13 protein-coding genes and 1 tRNA gene are annotated in these 17,803 nt (G+C 41.6%); 7 read left to right on the top strand and 7 right to left on the bottom strand.

Annotation, left to right across the window (positions count from 1 at the left end; genetic code table 11):
- Positions 1-48: 48 nt before the first annotated feature.
- Genes SD10_RS01630 through SD10_RS01640 form a run of 3 tightly spaced genes read right to left on the bottom strand, consistent with a single transcriptional unit; the run spans position 49 to position 4,552 of the window.
- On the bottom strand, positions 49-921 hold the full coding sequence (locus SD10_RS01630) for a hypothetical protein (RefSeq protein WP_046375385.1): 873 nt from the start codon (positions 919-921) through the stop codon (positions 49-51).
- Positions 918-2,330, bottom strand: a complete 1,413-nt coding sequence (locus SD10_RS01635) for a restriction endonuclease subunit S domain-containing protein (protein ID WP_046375386.1) — start codon at positions 2,328-2,330, stop codon at positions 918-920. Before SD10_RS01635 ends, SD10_RS01630 begins: the two co-directional genes overlap by 4 nt.
- A 32-nt stretch (positions 2,331-2,362) precedes the next feature.
- Entirely contained in the window at positions 2,363-4,552 is a 2,190-nt protein-coding gene (locus SD10_RS01640) for an N-6 DNA methylase (RefSeq protein ID WP_046375387.1), read from the bottom strand.
- A gap of 222 nt (positions 4,553-4,774) precedes the next feature.
- On the opposite strand from SD10_RS01640, the gene SD10_RS01645 reads away from it, so the two are divergent.
- Genes SD10_RS01645 through SD10_RS01655 form a run of 3 tightly spaced genes read left to right on the top strand, consistent with a single transcriptional unit; the run spans position 4,775 to position 6,669 of the window.
- Positions 4,775-5,677: a DUF5655 domain-containing protein gene (locus SD10_RS01645; protein ID WP_046375388.1), complete on the top strand. Its 903-nt coding sequence runs from the start codon at positions 4,775-4,777 to the stop codon at positions 5,675-5,677.
- A 38-nt stretch (positions 5,678-5,715) separates the two neighbouring features.
- Positions 5,716-6,045: a hypothetical protein gene (locus tag SD10_RS01650; protein WP_046375389.1), complete on the top strand. Its 330-nt coding sequence runs from the start codon at positions 5,716-5,718 to the stop codon at positions 6,043-6,045.
- A gap of 27 nt (positions 6,046-6,072) precedes the next feature.
- On the top strand, positions 6,073-6,669 hold the full coding sequence (locus SD10_RS01655; RefSeq protein WP_046375390.1) for a hypothetical protein: 597 nt from the start codon (positions 6,073-6,075) through the stop codon (positions 6,667-6,669).
- Between the two features lie 17 nt (positions 6,670-6,686).
- Here SD10_RS01655 and SD10_RS01660 read toward each other — a convergent pair whose 3' ends face one another.
- The 4 genes from SD10_RS01660 to SD10_RS01675 all read right to left on the bottom strand — a co-directional run bounded on the left by SD10_RS01660 (position 6,687) and on the right by SD10_RS01675 (position 11,332).
- Positions 6,687-8,291 carry a hypothetical protein gene (locus SD10_RS01660; protein ID WP_046375391.1) on the bottom strand — a complete coding sequence of 535 codons (1,605 nt, stop codon included), beginning with the start codon at positions 8,289-8,291 and terminating at the stop codon, positions 6,687-6,689.
- Positions 8,292-8,388: 97 nt separating this feature from the next.
- Positions 8,389-8,460: transfer RNA gene (locus SD10_RS01665), tRNA-Arg, on the bottom strand.
- A 58-nt stretch (positions 8,461-8,518) separates the two neighbouring features.
- Positions 8,519-9,799, bottom strand: coding sequence for a GTPase HflX (gene hflX, locus SD10_RS01670; protein WP_046375392.1), 1,281 nt, complete (start codon positions 9,797-9,799; stop codon positions 8,519-8,521).
- Between the two features lie 147 nt (positions 9,800-9,946).
- Positions 9,947-11,332 (bottom strand): MATE family efflux transporter, encoded by a 1,386-nt coding sequence (locus tag SD10_RS01675; protein ID WP_046375393.1) that lies wholly within the window; start codon positions 11,330-11,332, stop codon positions 9,947-9,949.
- 1,022 nt (positions 11,333-12,354) lie between these two features.
- Here SD10_RS01675 and SD10_RS01680 point away from each other — a divergent pair.
- The 4 genes from SD10_RS01680 (at position 12,355) to SD10_RS01695 (ending at position 16,996) form a co-directional block, all read left to right on the top strand.
- Positions 12,355-13,086 (top strand): LytR/AlgR family response regulator transcription factor, encoded by a 732-nt coding sequence (locus tag SD10_RS01680; protein WP_046375394.1) that lies wholly within the window; start codon positions 12,355-12,357, stop codon positions 13,084-13,086.
- A complete protein-coding gene (locus tag SD10_RS01685) occupies positions 13,076-15,064 on the top strand; it encodes a tetratricopeptide repeat-containing sensor histidine kinase (protein ID WP_046375395.1) in 1,989 nt (662 codons plus the stop codon). Before SD10_RS01680 ends, SD10_RS01685 begins: the two co-directional genes overlap by 11 nt.
- A gap of 611 nt (positions 15,065-15,675) precedes the next feature.
- Positions 15,676-16,152: a hypothetical protein gene (locus SD10_RS01690; RefSeq protein ID WP_046375396.1), complete on the top strand. Its 477-nt coding sequence runs from the start codon at positions 15,676-15,678 to the stop codon at positions 16,150-16,152.
- A gap of 115 nt (positions 16,153-16,267) precedes the next feature.
- Positions 16,268-16,996, top strand: a complete 729-nt coding sequence (locus SD10_RS01695) for a LytR/AlgR family response regulator transcription factor (RefSeq protein WP_046375397.1) — start codon at positions 16,268-16,270, stop codon at positions 16,994-16,996.
- The last annotated feature ends 807 nt before the right edge of the window (positions 16,997-17,803 follow it).

Raw genomic sequence — 17,803 nt, forward strand, 5'->3', positions numbered from 1 at the left:
CTGTTTAAGGTTGAATTACCTTTATTATTAGAGAGAAACGGAATAGGGCTATAGTCCAAAATATCGTACAATATTATCCAAGCATGCAAAGTCTGGCTTTTCTAACTCTGCTTCGGGTTGTACATTATCTTTAGCTATTCCAGGATGTACAGCTTTATTTCTTAATTTTTGTAATTCCATGAAGTGATTTAACGGGAAGCCCTCAGTTTCTTCAGATTTCATTATTTGTATAAATTCAAGTAAGTTTCCAAAGGTTTTTCTTTGTAATAAACTTTCGGGCACTTCCTTTTCTAAGAGATACATATAAACAATTGATTCACCAACTGCACCAGCCATTATTGCTGCTGACATATAATTACCTCTCTTAAAATTTTCTGTAAACTCTTGGTAATACAAGCTTATCAGATGACGTAACGGATTGTTATTAATAGAAATTCTTACTTCATCAACTGATTCATTTACTACGTTCAGTAATTGACTTTTAGGGATGGGGATAATTAACTTATTGAAAGCACTGATGGGTATATATGAAAACACAGCTCCAAGAGCAAATAAAGAAAGGTACTCTTGAACATAAGTTTGACTGATATACCAAACTAAATAACTAGCTGTTATTCTGCTATCTTTAAGTGTAATGATTTGAATACCTCCCTTATTTTCTTTATTTTCTTTCGCGATATATAAATTTATCAAACCATTTGGAGATGATTGATAACAAAGTGCTCCACGCTCAATAACACGTGGTTTTGATAACTCAGCTACTTCATGAAAAGACCGTGTTTTTTGTCCTTTATATTTACTACCTAAGGCTGATAAATATTTTTTTTCTTTTTCATCAACAGATACATTGAACTCTGCTGATAAATTAAACTCTTCATCTAATTTAGATAGATTACGTACAGTTATGTTTTTGTACTTCATATTTGTTTATCTAACCAGATTTGGGCTTCATTTTCTGAAGTTTCAATAGCTAATTCAATAGCTCTTTGGGCTATGCCGAGTAACTGTTTACTCTGTTTGCTTTGTTCTTGAGCGGATTCAATAGTTTCCCTCACCTTCTTCTGCGTTTCATCGGGAGCTTGCCAAATCATAAACTGTTTAATGTCATCCGGGTAAAGTTCAATCTGACCTGATGACCCCTTGTAATATTTTTCAACTTGTAACTTGCCGACAATACTATTAAGCTGTAAAGCCAGAAATACAGGGTCTATCGTTTTTGATCGCAGAATAGTTACATGATTGTCTGGTAACGCATTATTATCTGATAGATAAGCAGCTGCTCGGCCAATGGTGCCAACACCTGTTCCATTCATAAGAACGTCTCCTTTACGAATTATTAAATCGGGGCGCGTTTCTGCCAATGAAGCAATCCGGTTGTCTGTGAATTGAATCTTATTTTCCCGAACGTGTTTGGAGTTGAGGACAATTGTTCCTCGTTCTTCCACATATATTGGCTGAGTACCCCGCTGACAAAAGGTTAATACGCTACCTAAAGTAACGTCCTTTTTTGTGGCTCGTAGTTTGTCTTCTAATTCTCTAAACTTAGGTTGGTAAAATTCAGAATCTAATCGCTCACTAGTACCAAAAGAGTCAGCAAATGATTTTACCTCTACAGTCTCCGTGACAGGGTGCCAATCTTTTATTCCCAATTCAGCTAGCAACATTGTTTCAGCCTTTTGATAAAAGGTATTGCTACGATCTTGAACCTGGTACGCTTGTTTGACAAGCATTTCGATTTTGTTCTGGAACAATGTAGATATATTAGGAACGTAGAAATTCCTAATAGAGGGATAATCTAAGGCGGGTCTTGTTACGCCAACTACATTTTTATCTGACTGTAACTTTCCGTGTTTTGAGTTAAGAAAGGTTGAGAGAAAATAGGGATTTAAACCTTTTTTGAGTTTAATTCTAACTGAGTGTTGATTGATATTACAACCAACTAAACTCTGTTCAACAACTGCGGATTTGCCATAAGACACTCCGGTGATTGTCAGAAGGACATCGTTTAACTTCAACCGGCTACGACTCAGTGAATTATCATCTTTGTATGAGATATACACTACATCATTAAGGTTAAAGTAATTAGGCATAATGTTCTGAACTCTAAGAAACATAACACCACTATTCAAGTAGGCAGCTCCTAATGGTGTAGCACCGCCTGTAACTTCTGTACTTAAAGCTCCGAGTTGTGAGAAGCCAAGTGAATAATTTTTGATCGTCTTTTGATTCAGTAGATACTCCTTCATAACAAACTCGCTGTCTATCCTGAAAGAATAATTCTCTTCTGCAATCTCTGTTAAACTAACTTCAGACACTTCCAGCCCCTCCAATAGCCGTTTATATTCCGGCTCATTGAAGGGGCTTAGTGAAAAAAACTGAGTTGCTCTTTTTTTGCAAACTCAGTAAAGGCTTCAGTTATGCCTTTAGGAGTGCTAATACCTTCATATTGCGTTGGCGTTGAAAAGAGGTCGTGGTAAACAATCGGGTGGCCGAAGCGGTCTTTGAGTGCCCTTTCAGTTTCATTCGTTGTCAGGTCGGGTATTGTCGGTGTCTTACCCTCAGTTATTTCGTCCTGTATGGCTTGTAAAGCCTCTGAAGAGAAGTCTGCCCAATACAGTTTTTCGCCTGAGTTGTCTTTGCCTTCTTTCTGCTGCGTAGCAAAAAATATGTTGTAGTTATCCTGTTTTGGGCAAAGTTCGGGGTGCCACTTCTGTACGAAAAGTAATGATGTCTTAGTGCCAGTATGTGGTTTAAAACTGTTTCCATGCAACCCAACCACGCCCAAAATACGGCACCGACTGGCAATGAACTGTCGTATAGCTTTGTCGGAAGAATTGTTAAACCGGCCCTGGGGTAATACTACGCACATACGACCCCCATCCTTAAGCATATCTAAGTTTCGCTCTATAAATAGAACGTCACGCGAAATCTTTTCATGCCAGCCCTTTTCACGGGTCAATTTCTTACCTGTAGTCTTGTCTTCTTTCTCTTCGTACTTGCGACTTATGTCGAAGAGGTGAATAACTCGTTGATCTTTTATATCTCCAGCAAACGGAGGATTGGCTAGCAGGACATCAAAGTTGAAGTTCCGATATTCATTCTTCTTAGTAGCCAACTTGGCTAGATTGTCGAAGCCCTTACCGAATTGCTTTTGCCAGATTTTGTTTTCCACAAAGTCCGCTTCCCAACGTGGATAGTCTAAGCTGTTAAGGTGTAAAACGTTGGTTTCACCATCTCCCGCAATCAGATTAAGCGTCTTACCAACACGAACAGCCTTGTAATCGAAGTCAATAGCAAAGACTTTTTCTTTGACATATTTAGTTTGTTCAGGTGTCTTTTGGTCAATAGTAAAATGATTCGCACCGTTGGGGTTCATCTGTTCCCACACGTGGAAGATCGTATGAACAGGAAAGCCACACGAACCTGCTGCTGTATCAATTATGTATTCATCTTGTTTGGGATTAAGCATTTTCACGCCCATATCGATAACATAACGGGGCGTAAAGTATTGGCCCTTGTCACCTTTCGAATCTTTGTTAACTAAGTACTCAAAGGCCTCATCAACAACTTCTAAGTTTGAGTTAAAGAGCTTATATGTTTCTAAATACGAAACGCATGTCTGTAAATGGGAAGGGGTTAGCTCAATCTTAGCACTTTCAGGAAATATGCCTTTCCAATTTTCTTTTGCTTCATCAAACAGATCGTCAATCGCTTTCTTGGTATCTGACTCGGCCCCACGACTCCGAAAATCAAGGTTGCGGAAATTATTTGTTACCTCTTCCGGTATATCGCTAATCTCCTTATTCTTATTAAACGACAGCCAGTAATTAATAGCTTTCTTGTCTTCTATTGATTTCTGCTCGTCGTATAGTTTGGTGAAAATTAGCTTAAAAGCCTCCTCAAATACATCAACACCGGCGTTGGCAAGTACCTCATCCTCAAATTCTTCAATGATGCGTTTAAGCGTCTTGGTTTTGGTTTGATCTTGCGTAATTAGGTGCCAGATTGTGAAACGAGAATCCCGAATGTCATCTATACTTTGATTAACAGAAGGTATATCCCGTATACTGTCGAACAAATTAGGATCTTTCCGAAAGTAAAAATCAACTGCCCCACCGTTTGTCCACACACCCAGGGGAGCTCCTGTACCGTTGCAGTAGGTTTTAAGTTGGTCTTTGCCATCTTTCGCTGTTGGCTTCTTAAGCTCAACGATGATATACACTGCTTCTGGACGGTCTTTCTGAGTGATTACAATATCAGCCCGTTTAGAAGTATCGGTACCGAACCGTACCATATCTTCAACTCTGATACGGTCTTTTGGATACCTGTAATGAGTCAGCAAGCGATGAAGAAAGATTTGGCGTACCACTTCTTCGGGTGTCACCTTTAAATTGATACCTCGTTTGAGACACTCAATCACATAAGCATCGTTGCCTTTCTTATCCTTATGGGCTAGAATTCGGTCCTCTATAAATTGTATTTCTTCCTCTTTAAACGTTGATAACGAGAATTTTGACCCTTTCAAAATGGCTTGTATATTGGGGTACTGCATAACAAGTGAGATATTTAGGCGTAAAGGTTTGTTTACGGCGACTTGCAAATTGGTCGTAAAATATGGGAAATTCAAACGACGCCGATACCGCTAGACATTTTTATTTTCTGTCCATTAGTATCATTTTTCTAGAAAATAGTTTACAGAGTATGTTTGGTTAAATCATATCTTCTCTAAGAATTTAGGTTTGTCACATTATATAATATAAAAGCTAACTTGAACATGACCTTGTTTACAAATAGTGACGACCAACTTACTGTATTAGAGGAGAGACCTTTTAAGCTGGAAAGAGATATTCAGACTTTATTTGAAGCGAACTTGTTGACACTTATGTCATTAGAGCTTGTGAAATCTGAGTTTACAATAAAAAGTAGACGAATTGATACACTTGCATTTGATGCTTCCTCAATGGCTTTTGTAATAATTGAATATAAGCGTGATAGAAATGTAAGTGTTGTTGATCAAGGATTTACTTATTTGAGTTTGATGCTGGAGAACAGGGCTGATTTTATTGTAGAATATAGTGAGAATCTGAAGAAGCCACTTAAACGTAACGACGTTGATTGGTCACAATCACGAGTAGTTTTTGTCTCACCAAGTTTTACTGAAAACCAGATTCAAGCAACTAATTTTAAAGATATTGCAATTGAATTGTGGGAGATTAAACGATTCCAAAACGGCATTTTCGTTGTGAATCAGATCAAAAAGACTCCATCCGCAGAAAGCGTAAAAACTCTATCACAAAAGAATAATATTCTCAAGAAGATAACTGATGAAATTAAGGTATATACGGAACAAGATCATATAAATAAAGCTTCATATATTATTTCCGAACTATACGAAAAGTATAAGAACTCAATATTAAACCTTAGTGACAGTGTAGAAGTGAATCCTCAAAAATGGTATGTAGCGTTCAAAAAGGTAAATAATTTTGCATATATCGAAATTTTAAAGAAATCTATAAGAATTACAATAAATCTTAAAGCTGGCCAACTTGATGACCCCAAAGGAATTGCTAAAGACGTGTCAAACATTGGCCACAGAGGATATGGGGATTATTTAGTACAAGTTGACGAAGATAGCCAGATTGAATATATAATGAGTCTGGTAAAACAAGCAATATAAATCGACAAATTATTAATTATAATTTAAATTAAAATACGATGTTAGATAATGGTTTTAGCCCTTTAGACAAAACTTTGGTTAGCCCTTTTGCCGCCGACGTCCTAGTTGATTTTTTACATAAGTATGACAGTTTAGAAAATAAATACGATCTTTTAGAATCAGAGCATATTTTCATGATTGACTCTGTGATTATTGACCTATTAAGGTATTATAAAGGAATTAAACCAGACAGTATAAATTACGATGAAATAATTTATAATTTGAAAGAGCCTAATCGTTACGATTTTTTAATTAGATCTCTTAATGATGATAATACTAAGTTGAATTTTATTTTGAGGGAGGCAATCTTAAACTATAATCGTTCCTAATCAACTATCGCTTCATTCTATCTTCATATGAGCCGCTCATCAACATATAAAGACAACTATAACGACTTATTGAAATTTAGCTTAGCCGATCTTAAAAGACACGGTTACATGGTAGGTTGGTTCTCTGCTGCCCTTACATGGACCAGAAACGGCAACAAGCGAGCAACTATTAATATTGTAGTCAATCTCAACCTTCTACAACAAGGTAACTATGTTCAGCTAGATTATACAGTTGACAGTCGGCCGATAAGTTACCGAATTAAGCTTATACAAATACCAAGTAACTTAGGTAAAGGGTTTGTATGGTACTTTATCTGTCCGTTGACTGGTGAGCGTTGCCGAACTCTTTATAAAGCTGGTGATTACTTTTCATCCCGTAAAGCACAAAGGGGAACGTTGTATGAAAGTCAAACCTATTCCAAACATTATAGATGGATAGATAAAACGTTCGGGCCTGATTTTAAGCTCGATGCTGCTTACGATGAATTATTCAAACCCTATGTAAAGAAGCATTATCGAAATAAGCCGACACCCAAAGCTAAAAAAGTATTGAGGTGGACTGAAATAGCTGACAAATCGAAAAAAACAAAGCTTAAAAGCTTAGAGGAGTACTTGGTGAGATAAAACTATTTTTCTTTTTATCAAGCGCTTTTCTTTCCATATCTACGAAATGCTTGAACGAATTGGTACAGAAAGTAACCAATGACTATCCGGCTTAGTACGTCTAGTACTCTAGCTTTACGAGGGATAATGTATTCTGCTGATAATTTTGTGTGATTTTCAAAAATGTATAATTGCTCTGGTATATAATCAGCCTTGTGAAGAGGATTCATGAATTCTAGTAAGTATGATTCTATTTCATGAAAATTGTTTAAAGTGTGATCCGTTGCAGGTAATGATAACTTGTATCCTAAAGAGTTACAGTACAAAGAAAAAAGAAAAACGGAGACAATTAGTGAAGAGATAAGACCCTTTATCCAACTTTGGCCATAGTTTGATGATACTTTACTTAATAGTAGATTAAGCTTTTCCCAGCCATTCTCAGAATAGCTAAGGGACTTAAAATAACTATCCATTTCTTTTGCATAATAATTACCAGATTCTACAAAATCTCCACGATTCTCATATATTTTCTTTATTTGGCTGTAGCCTAACCTTTGTTGTTTATAAAATTCTTCACTTTTGTTTACAGGGACGCTTATTAAATCGGGCATATTAGTTCCTGCTAAGAACACTTCAGTTATCTTAGAATAAGCAAATTCAAAGTTAAATTCATTTAGGTTGCAGCCTATAAAATCTATCTTACCTAAATTCGAGTATTCAATAGAAATTTTGGCTTTAATATTATTGTTATTTGTTAACGTTAAGATAGGCCTAATTAAATCTTCATGTTCTTTCCTTCTATACTTTTCAGGAAAGCGAAGCATCTTAAGGGTAGTATTTTTAAAATTACTTTTATTGATGTCTTTGAAGCTTATATATCCATGGTTACTAAAATTATCAAAAATAATTTGATTGATTTTAAAATCTGAAAAATAAAGTTTTGAATCTTTATGTACAGTTATATTTTTGAAGTACATGTAGTTTATGATTGGGTTATTAACTACTGTTATGTTTATAGGGTTTTCATTAATAAAATGTAATTCATTTATAAAAAAAGGGTTTGAATGATCTTTTCTACTAGTACCTATTCGAAACTTTTCTGCAATAATTTTACCACTTATTTCAAACTTGTCTTTGAAGTATCCATCTGAAATAAGAATTAAAGATTTTGCTTCACAGTCTTCTAAAGTAAAAATATAATTGAAAACAGCCTCACCGCCAATCTGTAATTGATCAAATTTACCACTAATACTAACCCAGCCTTTATAGTATCCTCCTGAGAATCTTAACACTGAAAAAGAAGCATTATAAATAGATATATAACTGTTATGCGTACTACCTAGATTAACAGACGATTTAAATTCTCCTCCGCAAATATAAAATGAGTTTTCAAACACTCCTTTGTCAAGGTACATCACACCATTAAATGTTCCTCCCCATATATATATTATTTCATTTGTATTAAATGTATCAGTTAGATGGATATCCTCATTTATGATGACGTCATCTATAACTACGCTTTTGTATGGCTGATCTTCTACATGTTTGAAAAAGTGTTCATAAGTTGGATTATTTCTTAAAGTGCCATCTATTATATTGATGAATTCTACTGCACTAAGAACTTTGTCAATTGCATTATACATAACAGAAATGATATGAATCCGTCAACAAAACCGTCACCAAATAATAAAATAAATGGGTTAACTTGCAGAACGTCAACAAGTTAACCCAATATAAATGTAGTCCCGACGGGAATCGAACCCATATCAAGCGTTTAGGAAACGCTTATTCTATCCGTTGAACTACGGGACCAAAAAAGGAGCGGTCATAGTGACCGCTCGCTTGTTTATGCAAAATTGCTGAAAATCCCTCAACCAGCCAAACCATCGCCAAAGTCATCTGCTGATTCGCTGAGCGGAACGCCTACCCAGTTTGGGTAAATAAAGTAATGTTTCTCTTTCACCAGCGTATAGAGCAACTCCCGTAACTCGCCTACATTCTCGCCCGTTTCAGCTGAGATAAAGGCTACATAGTCTGCTTTCTGAGACAGATACGTTTTCTTCAGGTACTCCAGCGCGGTTTTCCGGCGCACGGCCACTGGAATCATCACTTCTTCGGCTCCGTTGAACACCTCGTCTTCTTCCGGCAATTCGGCTTTCTCCATCCAGGAATCTTTCGGAGAGAACCGATCCATTTTGTTGAAAACCAGTACCATCGGTTTATCAGCCGCTTTGATGTCGGCCAGTGTCGCGTTTACGACTTCAATCTGCTCCTCAAAGTTTGGATGGGATACATCCACGACATGAACCAGAATGTCAGCTTCGCGCACCTCGTCGAGCGTCGATTTAAACGATTCGATCAGCATCGTGGGCAGTTTACGAATGAACCCCACGGTGTCGGTCAGCAAAAATGGAATATTGCCCAGAGTCACCTTGCGCACCGTCGAATCGACCGTTGCAAACAGCTTGTTTTCGGCGAATACGTCGGTTTTTGCCAGAGTACGCATCAATGTAGATTTTCCGACGTTGGTGTATCCTACCAAAGCTACCCGCACCAGGCGGTCACGCTCTTTACGGCGGGTCACGCTTTGCTTGTCAATCTTTTCAAGTTTCTCCTTCAAAAAGGCAATCCGGTCTTTCACGATCCGGCGGTCGGTTTCCAGCTCTTTTTCCCCCGGCCCACGCATCCCCACACCACCCTTCTGGCTGGTTAAGTGGCTCCACATCCGGGTCAGGCGGGGGTACATATACTGGTATTGCGCCAACTCAACCTGTACGCGGGACTGAGCAGTTTGCGCCCGCATCGAGAAAATATTCAGGATGAGCAGGCTACGATCCAGGACTTTGATTTCTTTGAAACTATCTTCCAGATTTCGCACCTGAGAGGGCGTCAGGTCATCATCGAAAATGATGCAGTCGACAGGATTATCCAGAATGAATGTCTGAATTTCTTCCAGCTTGCCTTTACCAACAAACGTGCGGTTGTCTGGGTGCTCAAGTTTTTGCGTAAACGACTTAATCGTTTTAACGCCCGACGTTTCGGCCAGAAAGGCCAATTCATCCAGGTAATCTTTCGTCTGCTCGGCCGTCTGTTTTTGGGTAATCAGAGCGACCAGAACAGCGGTTTCGAGTGGTTTATGTGTGTCGAACATGGATATGCTTAAAGGTGATTAGGCGGTTTATTACTTGCGGAAAATGAACTGAATCATGCGCAGAAAAAGCGATAAGCCTACAAATTATAACGGGCCATATTGGGTAAAAGTTTCGGCCATGACCCCCGCCGAAACAAGCCGGTATCATCAGACCTGAACCGTTTTCCAGCGTCCCCGACGGAAGACCAGAACCGCAATACCGGCCAGCAATGTTTCACTGATGGCCACCGACCAGAACACGCCAGGAGGTCCCCAGTTAAACACATGAGCCAGGGTATACGCCAACGGAATTTCAACCAGCCAGAAACACACAATGTTGATCATTGTTGGGGTACGGGTGTCTCCGGCACCGTTGAGCGACTGGCTTAGCACCATACCATAGGCCATAAACAGATACCCCAGACAGAATATCCGAAGGCATTCGACGGCAATGGCAACCACGTGAACGTTGTTGTCGAACAGACCAACAATAGGCGTGGCACCCAGAAAAAAAGCAATGCCTACGGCCGCTAAAAAGAGCATGTTGCAGAAAGCCGCCCGCCACGCGGATGTTTCGGCACGTTCGGGCTGTCCGGCCCCCAGGTTCTGCCCAACCAGTGTGGCGGCTGCGTTGGCAAGTCCCCACGAAGGCAAAATCGTGAACACAATGATGCGGATGGCAATGGTATAACCGGCTACCACATCGCTGCCAAACGTTGACAGAATGCGTGTCAGGAATATCCAACTGGCTGAACCAACCAGGAATTGACTGGTTCCACCGATGGCCAGACTGAGCAAGTTTCGGATAAGACCGGCGTCTGGCACGACGTCGGAACGAAGAACCTGGATAGCTCCTTTAGCTCGGGTCAGGGCATACAACTGGTATAAAACTCCGATCGTTCGGCCAATGGTGGTGGCCACGGCTGATCCCATGACGCCTAGTTCGGGAATAGGGCCCAGTCCGAAAATAAACACCGGGCAGAGCACAATGTTGACGCCGTTAGCCAGCCACAGCGACCGCATCGCTACGGACGCATCGCCCGACCCACGCAGACAACCACTCAAGGTATACAGCAGCATTATTGCCGGTGAACTGGCGAAAATCATCCGGGTGAAATTTACGCCATTTCCGATCAGCCGTTGGTCGGCCCCCATCAGATGCAGGATGTTTTCGGCAAACACAAAACCGGCAACACCCATCAACAGGCTCATCGCAATAGAGACGAGAATTACCTGCCCGGCTACCGTACCCGCGCCCCGGTGGTTGTCTTCCCCAACCCGTCGGGACACCAGGGCTGTTGCGGCCGTGCTGAGGCCAATGGCGATGGAATAGACAATGGTCAGGACCGACTCCGTCAGGCCCACGGTGGCAATGGCTTCTGTTCCGATTTTGGCAACGAAAAACACGTCGACTACGGCAAACAGCGATTCCATTACCATCTCCAGAATCATGGGAACTGACAACAGGAAGATAGCCCGGTTAATACTACCGGATGTGAAATTGGTTTCTGATCCACGCAATGCGGCCAGAAATAACCGAATAAATTTGGTCATTGGGACAATGGATTATGTCGAGTCGATGTGGTGACCGACAGTGCAGGAAGAATGGACGAACAGAAATGGCCAGCCCAGGCGGGCGGCAGAAATCAGAAGAAGAAAAACCGATAGTGCGGTTTTAAGCGAGGAAAATCATGGGCGTTGTCGGAGCCGCCAGCGCGGTCGCAGTTAAGGCTACAAACCTACGCTTTTCTTTTTGAATAAACCAAATACGCTTGAGCGAACGGTCGTTATCGGCGGATTCACCCCGATAAAATGGACGACGCTATATGTATGGATAGCAGGATTTTGGCGATACTGGGTTAAAATCCGGATTTTCCTAATTTCTGCATAATGCCCCTGAGGATTAGGGGTAAGGCCTCTAAACCAGCATCAACGACAACGTTCGTCAGTGCTGGTTTGCGTATAGAACTATCCAAATAACAAACTTGTATTTTCCTGACTTTGTCGGCTTTGGTTCATAAACCGGCACGTTTTCACTCTTAATAGGTCAGGGTAGGGTTGGCACTTACTACTTTGTAGGTTACTGTTTTTTAAATACATTTGCCAACAGTGAAACATATGGGCAGCTTTATGTATAGTGTCATATAATTATGTAGCCTAATAAATGATTATATAAACTAATATTATGTTTTACATGAAGCACCTATAATCAGTATCTATTAATTCATTGGATTCGATTGGTAACAAATCAATGTCTGCTATAGAAAAGGAATTAGAAGCAACAGTAGCATTTAGCGTGATAGGCGTGTAGAGTTTCAGAGCATTTAATACGCATATCGGGCTGTCTTCCGAAAAAAAGTTTAGTGCATTAAAAGCAAGTGGCAGTCTGCATTTTGGCGTTTTATTCGCATAGAACACCTTTCTCTAGTTATGAGATATAGTTCATAATCTTTAGTAATTCTTTACTAAGGTTGATTTTTTCACTTGATCAGAGTAGCTTCAAAGTAAATAGGCTAGTAAATCTTGTTGCTCAACGTAGTAAATAGTATACTTCCTTCTTTTTAACTAAACAGGTCATGATCAACCACACCTATCTAATTGTTGACGATTCACCGGCAGACGTAGAGTTACTTAAACATCAGCTTAGTCTGATCCCAATTTTAAAACAAGTCTTTGTATGTGGGGCTGTGAATGAGGCCCTGGCACACCTGATGACGCAACCTTGCCATTTACTGTTCCTGGATCTAAATCTCCCTGGCCAGCTGGGCATCGATTGGTTGCGAACCTCACCACACCGCCCACCAGTGATCGTGACCACTAGCTCGTCCGATTACGCGCTGGATTGCTATGACCTCGAAATTGTTGATTATTTGGTTAAACCCTATACGACTGATCGGCTGATGCGTGCCATTAGCCGCACGTTTGATGACAAGATCTCTAAACCACGGGTTGATTCTCAGAACATATTTCTACACGTCAACAGGCGACTTCGAAAATTCAATTTTCACGACATCATGTACTTCGAAGCCTTCGCGGCTTATACTAAGATTCATACCGTGTCGGAAGTAGTGGTTACCAGTGAATCAATCTCCATGCTGGAAGATCGGTTGCCCTCCAGCCAATTTATCCGTATCCAGAAATCATACATCATCAACCTGGATAAATTGACCACCATCGAGCACCGCGCTGTCTGGCTGAACGAAACAAAATTGCCCGTTGGCCAGCGTTTTCGGGAAACGATCGGGGAGTTGTTCCGTAGTAAATCCAGCAAAATAGACAATATTGACTGGGCTAGTCATGATGCCTAGGCAATGGGTTGTTCGGGTAAGCACGTTGCTTATCTTAGCCAGCTCGCTGACAAGCCTCAAAGGGCAGCCAATCGACGCGCTCACCGGTCGGTTGATTGCCTGTGCTGATTCGGCCCACAAGCTGATGAGCACAAACCACAACAGCGAAGCATTTACGCTGCTCAATACTGCGCTACAAGGGCCTCTACGACACCAATCTAAACTGGGAACCAGTCATTTACTCTATGAAATGGCGCGCCTGGAACGCAAACGGGGCCACCTTGATCAGTCTCTTCTACTACTGAAGCAGGCCGATACGCTGGCTATTCAGACGCACCGGATTAGGCTGTTGGGCCGGATTAATTATGCACTAAGTGTTGTTTATACCGATCTGGGCGATTACGCTACGGCTATAAATTACTGTTATCGTACGTTGCAATACAACGATAAGGAAAACGATCGAATACCGGCTACCTACGGGCTGCTTCGTGAAATTCATCAGCATATGGGCAATGACATACTCTCGTTGAATTACGCAGAGCAAGCTCTTCGATTGATGAGTCGCTCGACAAACCCAGAGGATCGTATTATCTATTTCATAACGATGGCTGAACGAAAGGCCCGGGAGAAAAAATACCCTGAAGCGCTTGCTTATATGAACAAGGCGGCCACCTTTACCCCCCTAAAGTTTGGTCCGAGTGTAGTGACTCATCAAGAAACTATATACGTCAACATAGCCCTCTTCTACTTAAAAATGGGTAACTGGCAATTGGCCAGTGTTGCCATCAACAAAGCCGCTCAGTGGGAAAAAGTTGATAAATCCTTTATTTCAAAGGCGTACATATACCTTCGAATGGCCGACATTCAGGTGGCCCAGCGGCATTATCATCACGCTATGTTACTGGCAAGCCGGGCCGTTCGTGCGGCACGCCTGAGCCATCGCCCGGATGTAGTGCTGATGACGCTCGATAGCCTGCAGCATCTTCAATTTCTCGATGGCCAGCATCAGGCGGCCTGGTTAACGGCTCAGCGGGTTCGGCAACTGAGCGATAGCCTGGCATCGGTAGCGAAAACCAAAGCTGTTGCCGATCTGGATACCCGCTATAAGGTAGCCGCTAAAGAAGCGACTATTCAGGAACTCCGTAACGAAGCGACCATTCAAAAGCTCCTTGGCGACGTACGACAGCGTGCCTTAAAGGACGCGAACCAGCAACAGACCCGACTTTTGTGGATAGCCTTCTCCCTGACCTTTGGAATGGTTGGCGTCGGGTTCATGCTCTGGCGATCCCAACAGTTGCAGCAGGAAACCGAAGAGCAACGGCAACTGCTGGAAAGCCAGGCCACAGAATTACAAGAGCTTAGCTATTATAAAGACAAACTATTCGGCATGGTGAGCCATGATTTGCGCGTGCCCGTCATTGCTCTGAAGCGGATTGTTGCCGGCAAACAGACCTATCCGACGGTCGATGAATGGCATACGTTCCGGGCTACACTGACAACCCATATCGAACAATTCTATACCTTGGTCAATAACGTATTATACTGGTCGCTGGGCCAGCGGGGACAGGTCAGGCTTAAAGTTAATTTGTTCTTTCTGGATGAACTCATTGCCGATAGTATTGAGACACTGTCGGCTGAAATCAGCCAAAAGCGCCTTGTTTTAGTGAATCATGTAGCGCACGAGCCGCTCGTAGTTGATGAAAATACAACGGGTCTGGTTCTTCGAAATTTGCTGCATAATGCCATTAAGTTTACCCCCGTTGGTGGAACGATCACCCTGCGTTCGCTGCGAAACGACGATAAGCTTGTGCTAATGATCCGTGACACCGGGCCAGGCCTCACTGCCACACGCCATCAGCGAAATAACAAGCTATCCAGCACAGGTCTGGGACTGGCTGTATCCGAAGAACTGATGACTCTTTCCGGAGGAGAGCTGCGTATTGATGAGGTGGAGCCTCATGGTACGGAAGTAGTCTTAAGCTGGCCACTGGCTGCGTAAGCCTTGCTGGATGATAGAAACTGACCGAGGCTCCCACCACTTAAACGGAACCTTGGGAACAAAGACCATGCCAAGTGGCACGAGTGACGAATTGAAAAAAATCCATTTGAGATAGATAATGACTTTTCGTAGTCATAAAACACCATGTTATTAGTAATTAACACTGTTATATACTTATTAAAAGTAATTTTTTACTAGTTTGGCCGCACAATTGCTATTTAGGTATATAACCGTAACTTACTTAACCTGAATAAAATCAAACTATATGTCGTGACTGTATACGTTAAGAATAGCCATCAGGCTTTCAACTATCGAGTTCATGGCTTGTCTGGATCTTAGATACCTGGGCCTATTCACGAATGCCGTGCCCATAGAACAGTACCTTGTTCGGTAAACATAAGTGGGCGCTTCCAATGTAAGGGGTAGCTAGTGAACCGGTGATTTGTCTGAGCCAGGCCAGTCTCTGGCTGTATAACCTACACAGGTCAGACTAGGGCGGCTACACTTATAGACGCCACTGGTAAAGTAAATGCTTTAAGGCTGGCCTGTGGTCACGGAACGATACCGGGCTTTGGCTTACTCATAGTGTTTCCACAGGTTAACTAAATCTTATGGAACAAATTCTACTGCACCTACAATCTTACTTTCATTTTCGAGGGGCTGTTTTACGATCCTTATCGTTTCAGCACTTGTCGAAATCTGAGTTTACCCGGATTACGGGTCTAAACGGCAATTCCAAATACCGCCGTCGAACAAACCCGGACTTATGGAAACCCGCCGAGATTTATCGGCTGGCTCGTGAACTAGGCCTTTGGGATGGAAGTACGAAACGACTCGATCGCCTGGCCGCTCTACTGAACGAATTATCGGACCCCGACAAGAAGGTCATCTTTAAAGCCTGTACACTTACCGAAGCCAAATTACAGGTGCGGCTTCTGAATTCAGATTCCTGGCAGCCACAGGAACTGGAAAAACTAAATGCCTGGTGCCGCCAGCATCTTGCGTCCGGCTTTAAAGGAGTACACCTGGAGATCGTGAAAGCCAATGCCGCACCAAGTATGCAGGAGCCATCCCTCCGTCAACCATGAATGGCTGATTATCAGCTCATAATCGGGCTTTCGAGTACACCATATGATTTGCTTGACACACGTTTATCTTTTTTTGCCAAACCTCTGTAAATCCGTAAACTGTCCTTTTCCGAACATGGTTAAATTATTTCAGGCTCTTATTGTAGATCCTAATTCCGATGATGTAAATGCGCTGGTTAACGATCTGAAAGCGACGAAAATGTTTCATCGTCCCTATACCTGCGATAATCTTGAAGCCGCTTATCAATTGCTGACCACACAGGAAATTGATTTGCTCTTCATGGAAGCCGAAATTAAAGGGAAATCTACGCTTGATTTTATTTCGTGGATGCCTGACCATCCGCCCATTATTGTGATTTCAGCTCATACTGACTATGCGGTTCAATGTTTCGATTTGAAAGTGGCCGACTTCATTAAAAAGCCCTACACGGTTCCTCGTTTATACAGAGCCATGAACAAGGCCTTACTCGCCTTGAAATCGCCAGATGCGGCAAAACCTTCGTATACGGTTCAGCCGGAACGGGGAAATATTTACCTGAAAATGGGTCGAAAAACGGTACGCGTTTATTTAGAAGATATTCAATTTTTTCAACCCTATGGTATTTATGTAAAAGTATTTACCAAACAAGGCATTTTGGTAGCAAATGAGAAAATATCGAAAATAGAAAGCCAGCTTCAGAATAGTCAGTTTATCCGGATTCACAAATCATCCATCGTTAACGTTCAACAGATTACACGAATAGAAACAAAGACTATTCATGTTGATAAAAAGCAACTTCCCATTGGCGTAACGTACCATGACCGTGTACATGCTACACTGAAAAAACTAGGCGTCGAGAAATAATAAAAACAGTTAATTTCTAGTTACAAAAAAGGCTGATGGCGCATTACCGTCAGCCTTTTTTTTATGGTCTGTTCGAGTGATTTTGCGCTACGTTTTAGGTAATACTAAACTTAAGTATCCGCTATTTATTTAGGTGATGTCAGGCATAAGCACTATTGATGGGGTGTTGGTTGTAAGTAACCGACATCCCGGTAATTTGTAGACTGTGAAGTGCCATAGGCACGATATATTTGTAGTACATATACCCTGCTCACCCGACCACGTGCCGTAGGTACAAAACCATTTGTTCGATTGCGTACCTAAGCACGAATGGCTTATTCATTAGACTATTTTTCTACAAACATTCCGTACCTACGGCACTGAATCGATTCATGATCAATAGAAAAGCCCATGCTTCGCGTTACGTTGATTTATAGGTGGTATTTGGTATAAATATCTGATAACCAATAGTATTTATGGCGGGCGGCACAGAGCCATAGCCACCGTTCAGCCCCTTTTCTTTTACCGTCTACTGCAGTCCAGGCGGAATGACGAGCCGGGCAATTGAGCCTGCACGGCGCTCATTCCTGTAAACCGAATAAAAAAGATAGCCACTTCTTTTGACAGTATGGCTAGATACTTGCTAGACCGATTTGCTTAGCAAAAAAAGACCTGCAATAATGGCGCAACAGTTTATTTTACCTACAAAAATAGCGCTCATTCGTATTGGCGAATTGAACTATTCAAGACATTAATTGGCAGCTTTTGTGATTTAATTCCGCTTTTTGAATTCAATTTTAATCGCCTATTTCACGCCTATTTGTCTAA

This window comes from Spirosoma radiotolerans (genome assembly GCF_000974425.1).
GTDB lineage: Bacteria > Bacteroidota > Bacteroidia > Cytophagales > Spirosomataceae > Spirosoma > Spirosoma radiotolerans.

Coding starts and splice junctions, on each gene's coding strand:
- SD10_RS01630 (WP_046375385.1), bottom strand. CDS start 921: ATGAAGTACAAAAACATAACTGTACGTAATCTATCTAAATTAGATGAA.
- SD10_RS01640 (WP_046375387.1), bottom strand. CDS start 4,552: ATGCAGTACCCCAATATACAAGCCATTTTGAAAGGGTCAAAATTCTCG.
- SD10_RS01645 (WP_046375388.1), top strand. CDS start 4,775: ATGACCTTGTTTACAAATAGTGACGACCAACTTACTGTATTAGAGGAG.
- SD10_RS01650 (WP_046375389.1), top strand. CDS start 5,716: ATGTTAGATAATGGTTTTAGCCCTTTAGACAAAACTTTGGTTAGCCCT.
- SD10_RS01655 (WP_046375390.1), top strand. CDS start 6,073: ATGAGCCGCTCATCAACATATAAAGACAACTATAACGACTTATTGAAA.
- SD10_RS01660 (WP_046375391.1), bottom strand. CDS start 8,291: ATGTATAATGCAATTGACAAAGTTCTTAGTGCAGTAGAATTCATCAAT.
- hflX (WP_046375392.1), bottom strand. CDS start 9,799: ATGTTCGACACACATAAACCACTCGAAACCGCTGTTCTGGTCGCTCTG.
- SD10_RS01675 (WP_046375393.1), bottom strand. CDS start 11,332: ATGACCAAATTTATTCGGTTATTTCTGGCCGCATTGCGTGGATCAGAA.
- SD10_RS01680 (WP_046375394.1), top strand. CDS start 12,355: ATGATCAACCACACCTATCTAATTGTTGACGATTCACCGGCAGACGTA.
- SD10_RS01685 (WP_046375395.1), top strand. CDS start 13,076: ATGATGCCTAGGCAATGGGTTGTTCGGGTAAGCACGTTGCTTATCTTA.
- SD10_RS01690 (WP_046375396.1), top strand. CDS start 15,676: ATGGAACAAATTCTACTGCACCTACAATCTTACTTTCATTTTCGAGGG.
- SD10_RS01695 (WP_046375397.1), top strand. CDS start 16,268: ATGGTTAAATTATTTCAGGCTCTTATTGTAGATCCTAATTCCGATGAT.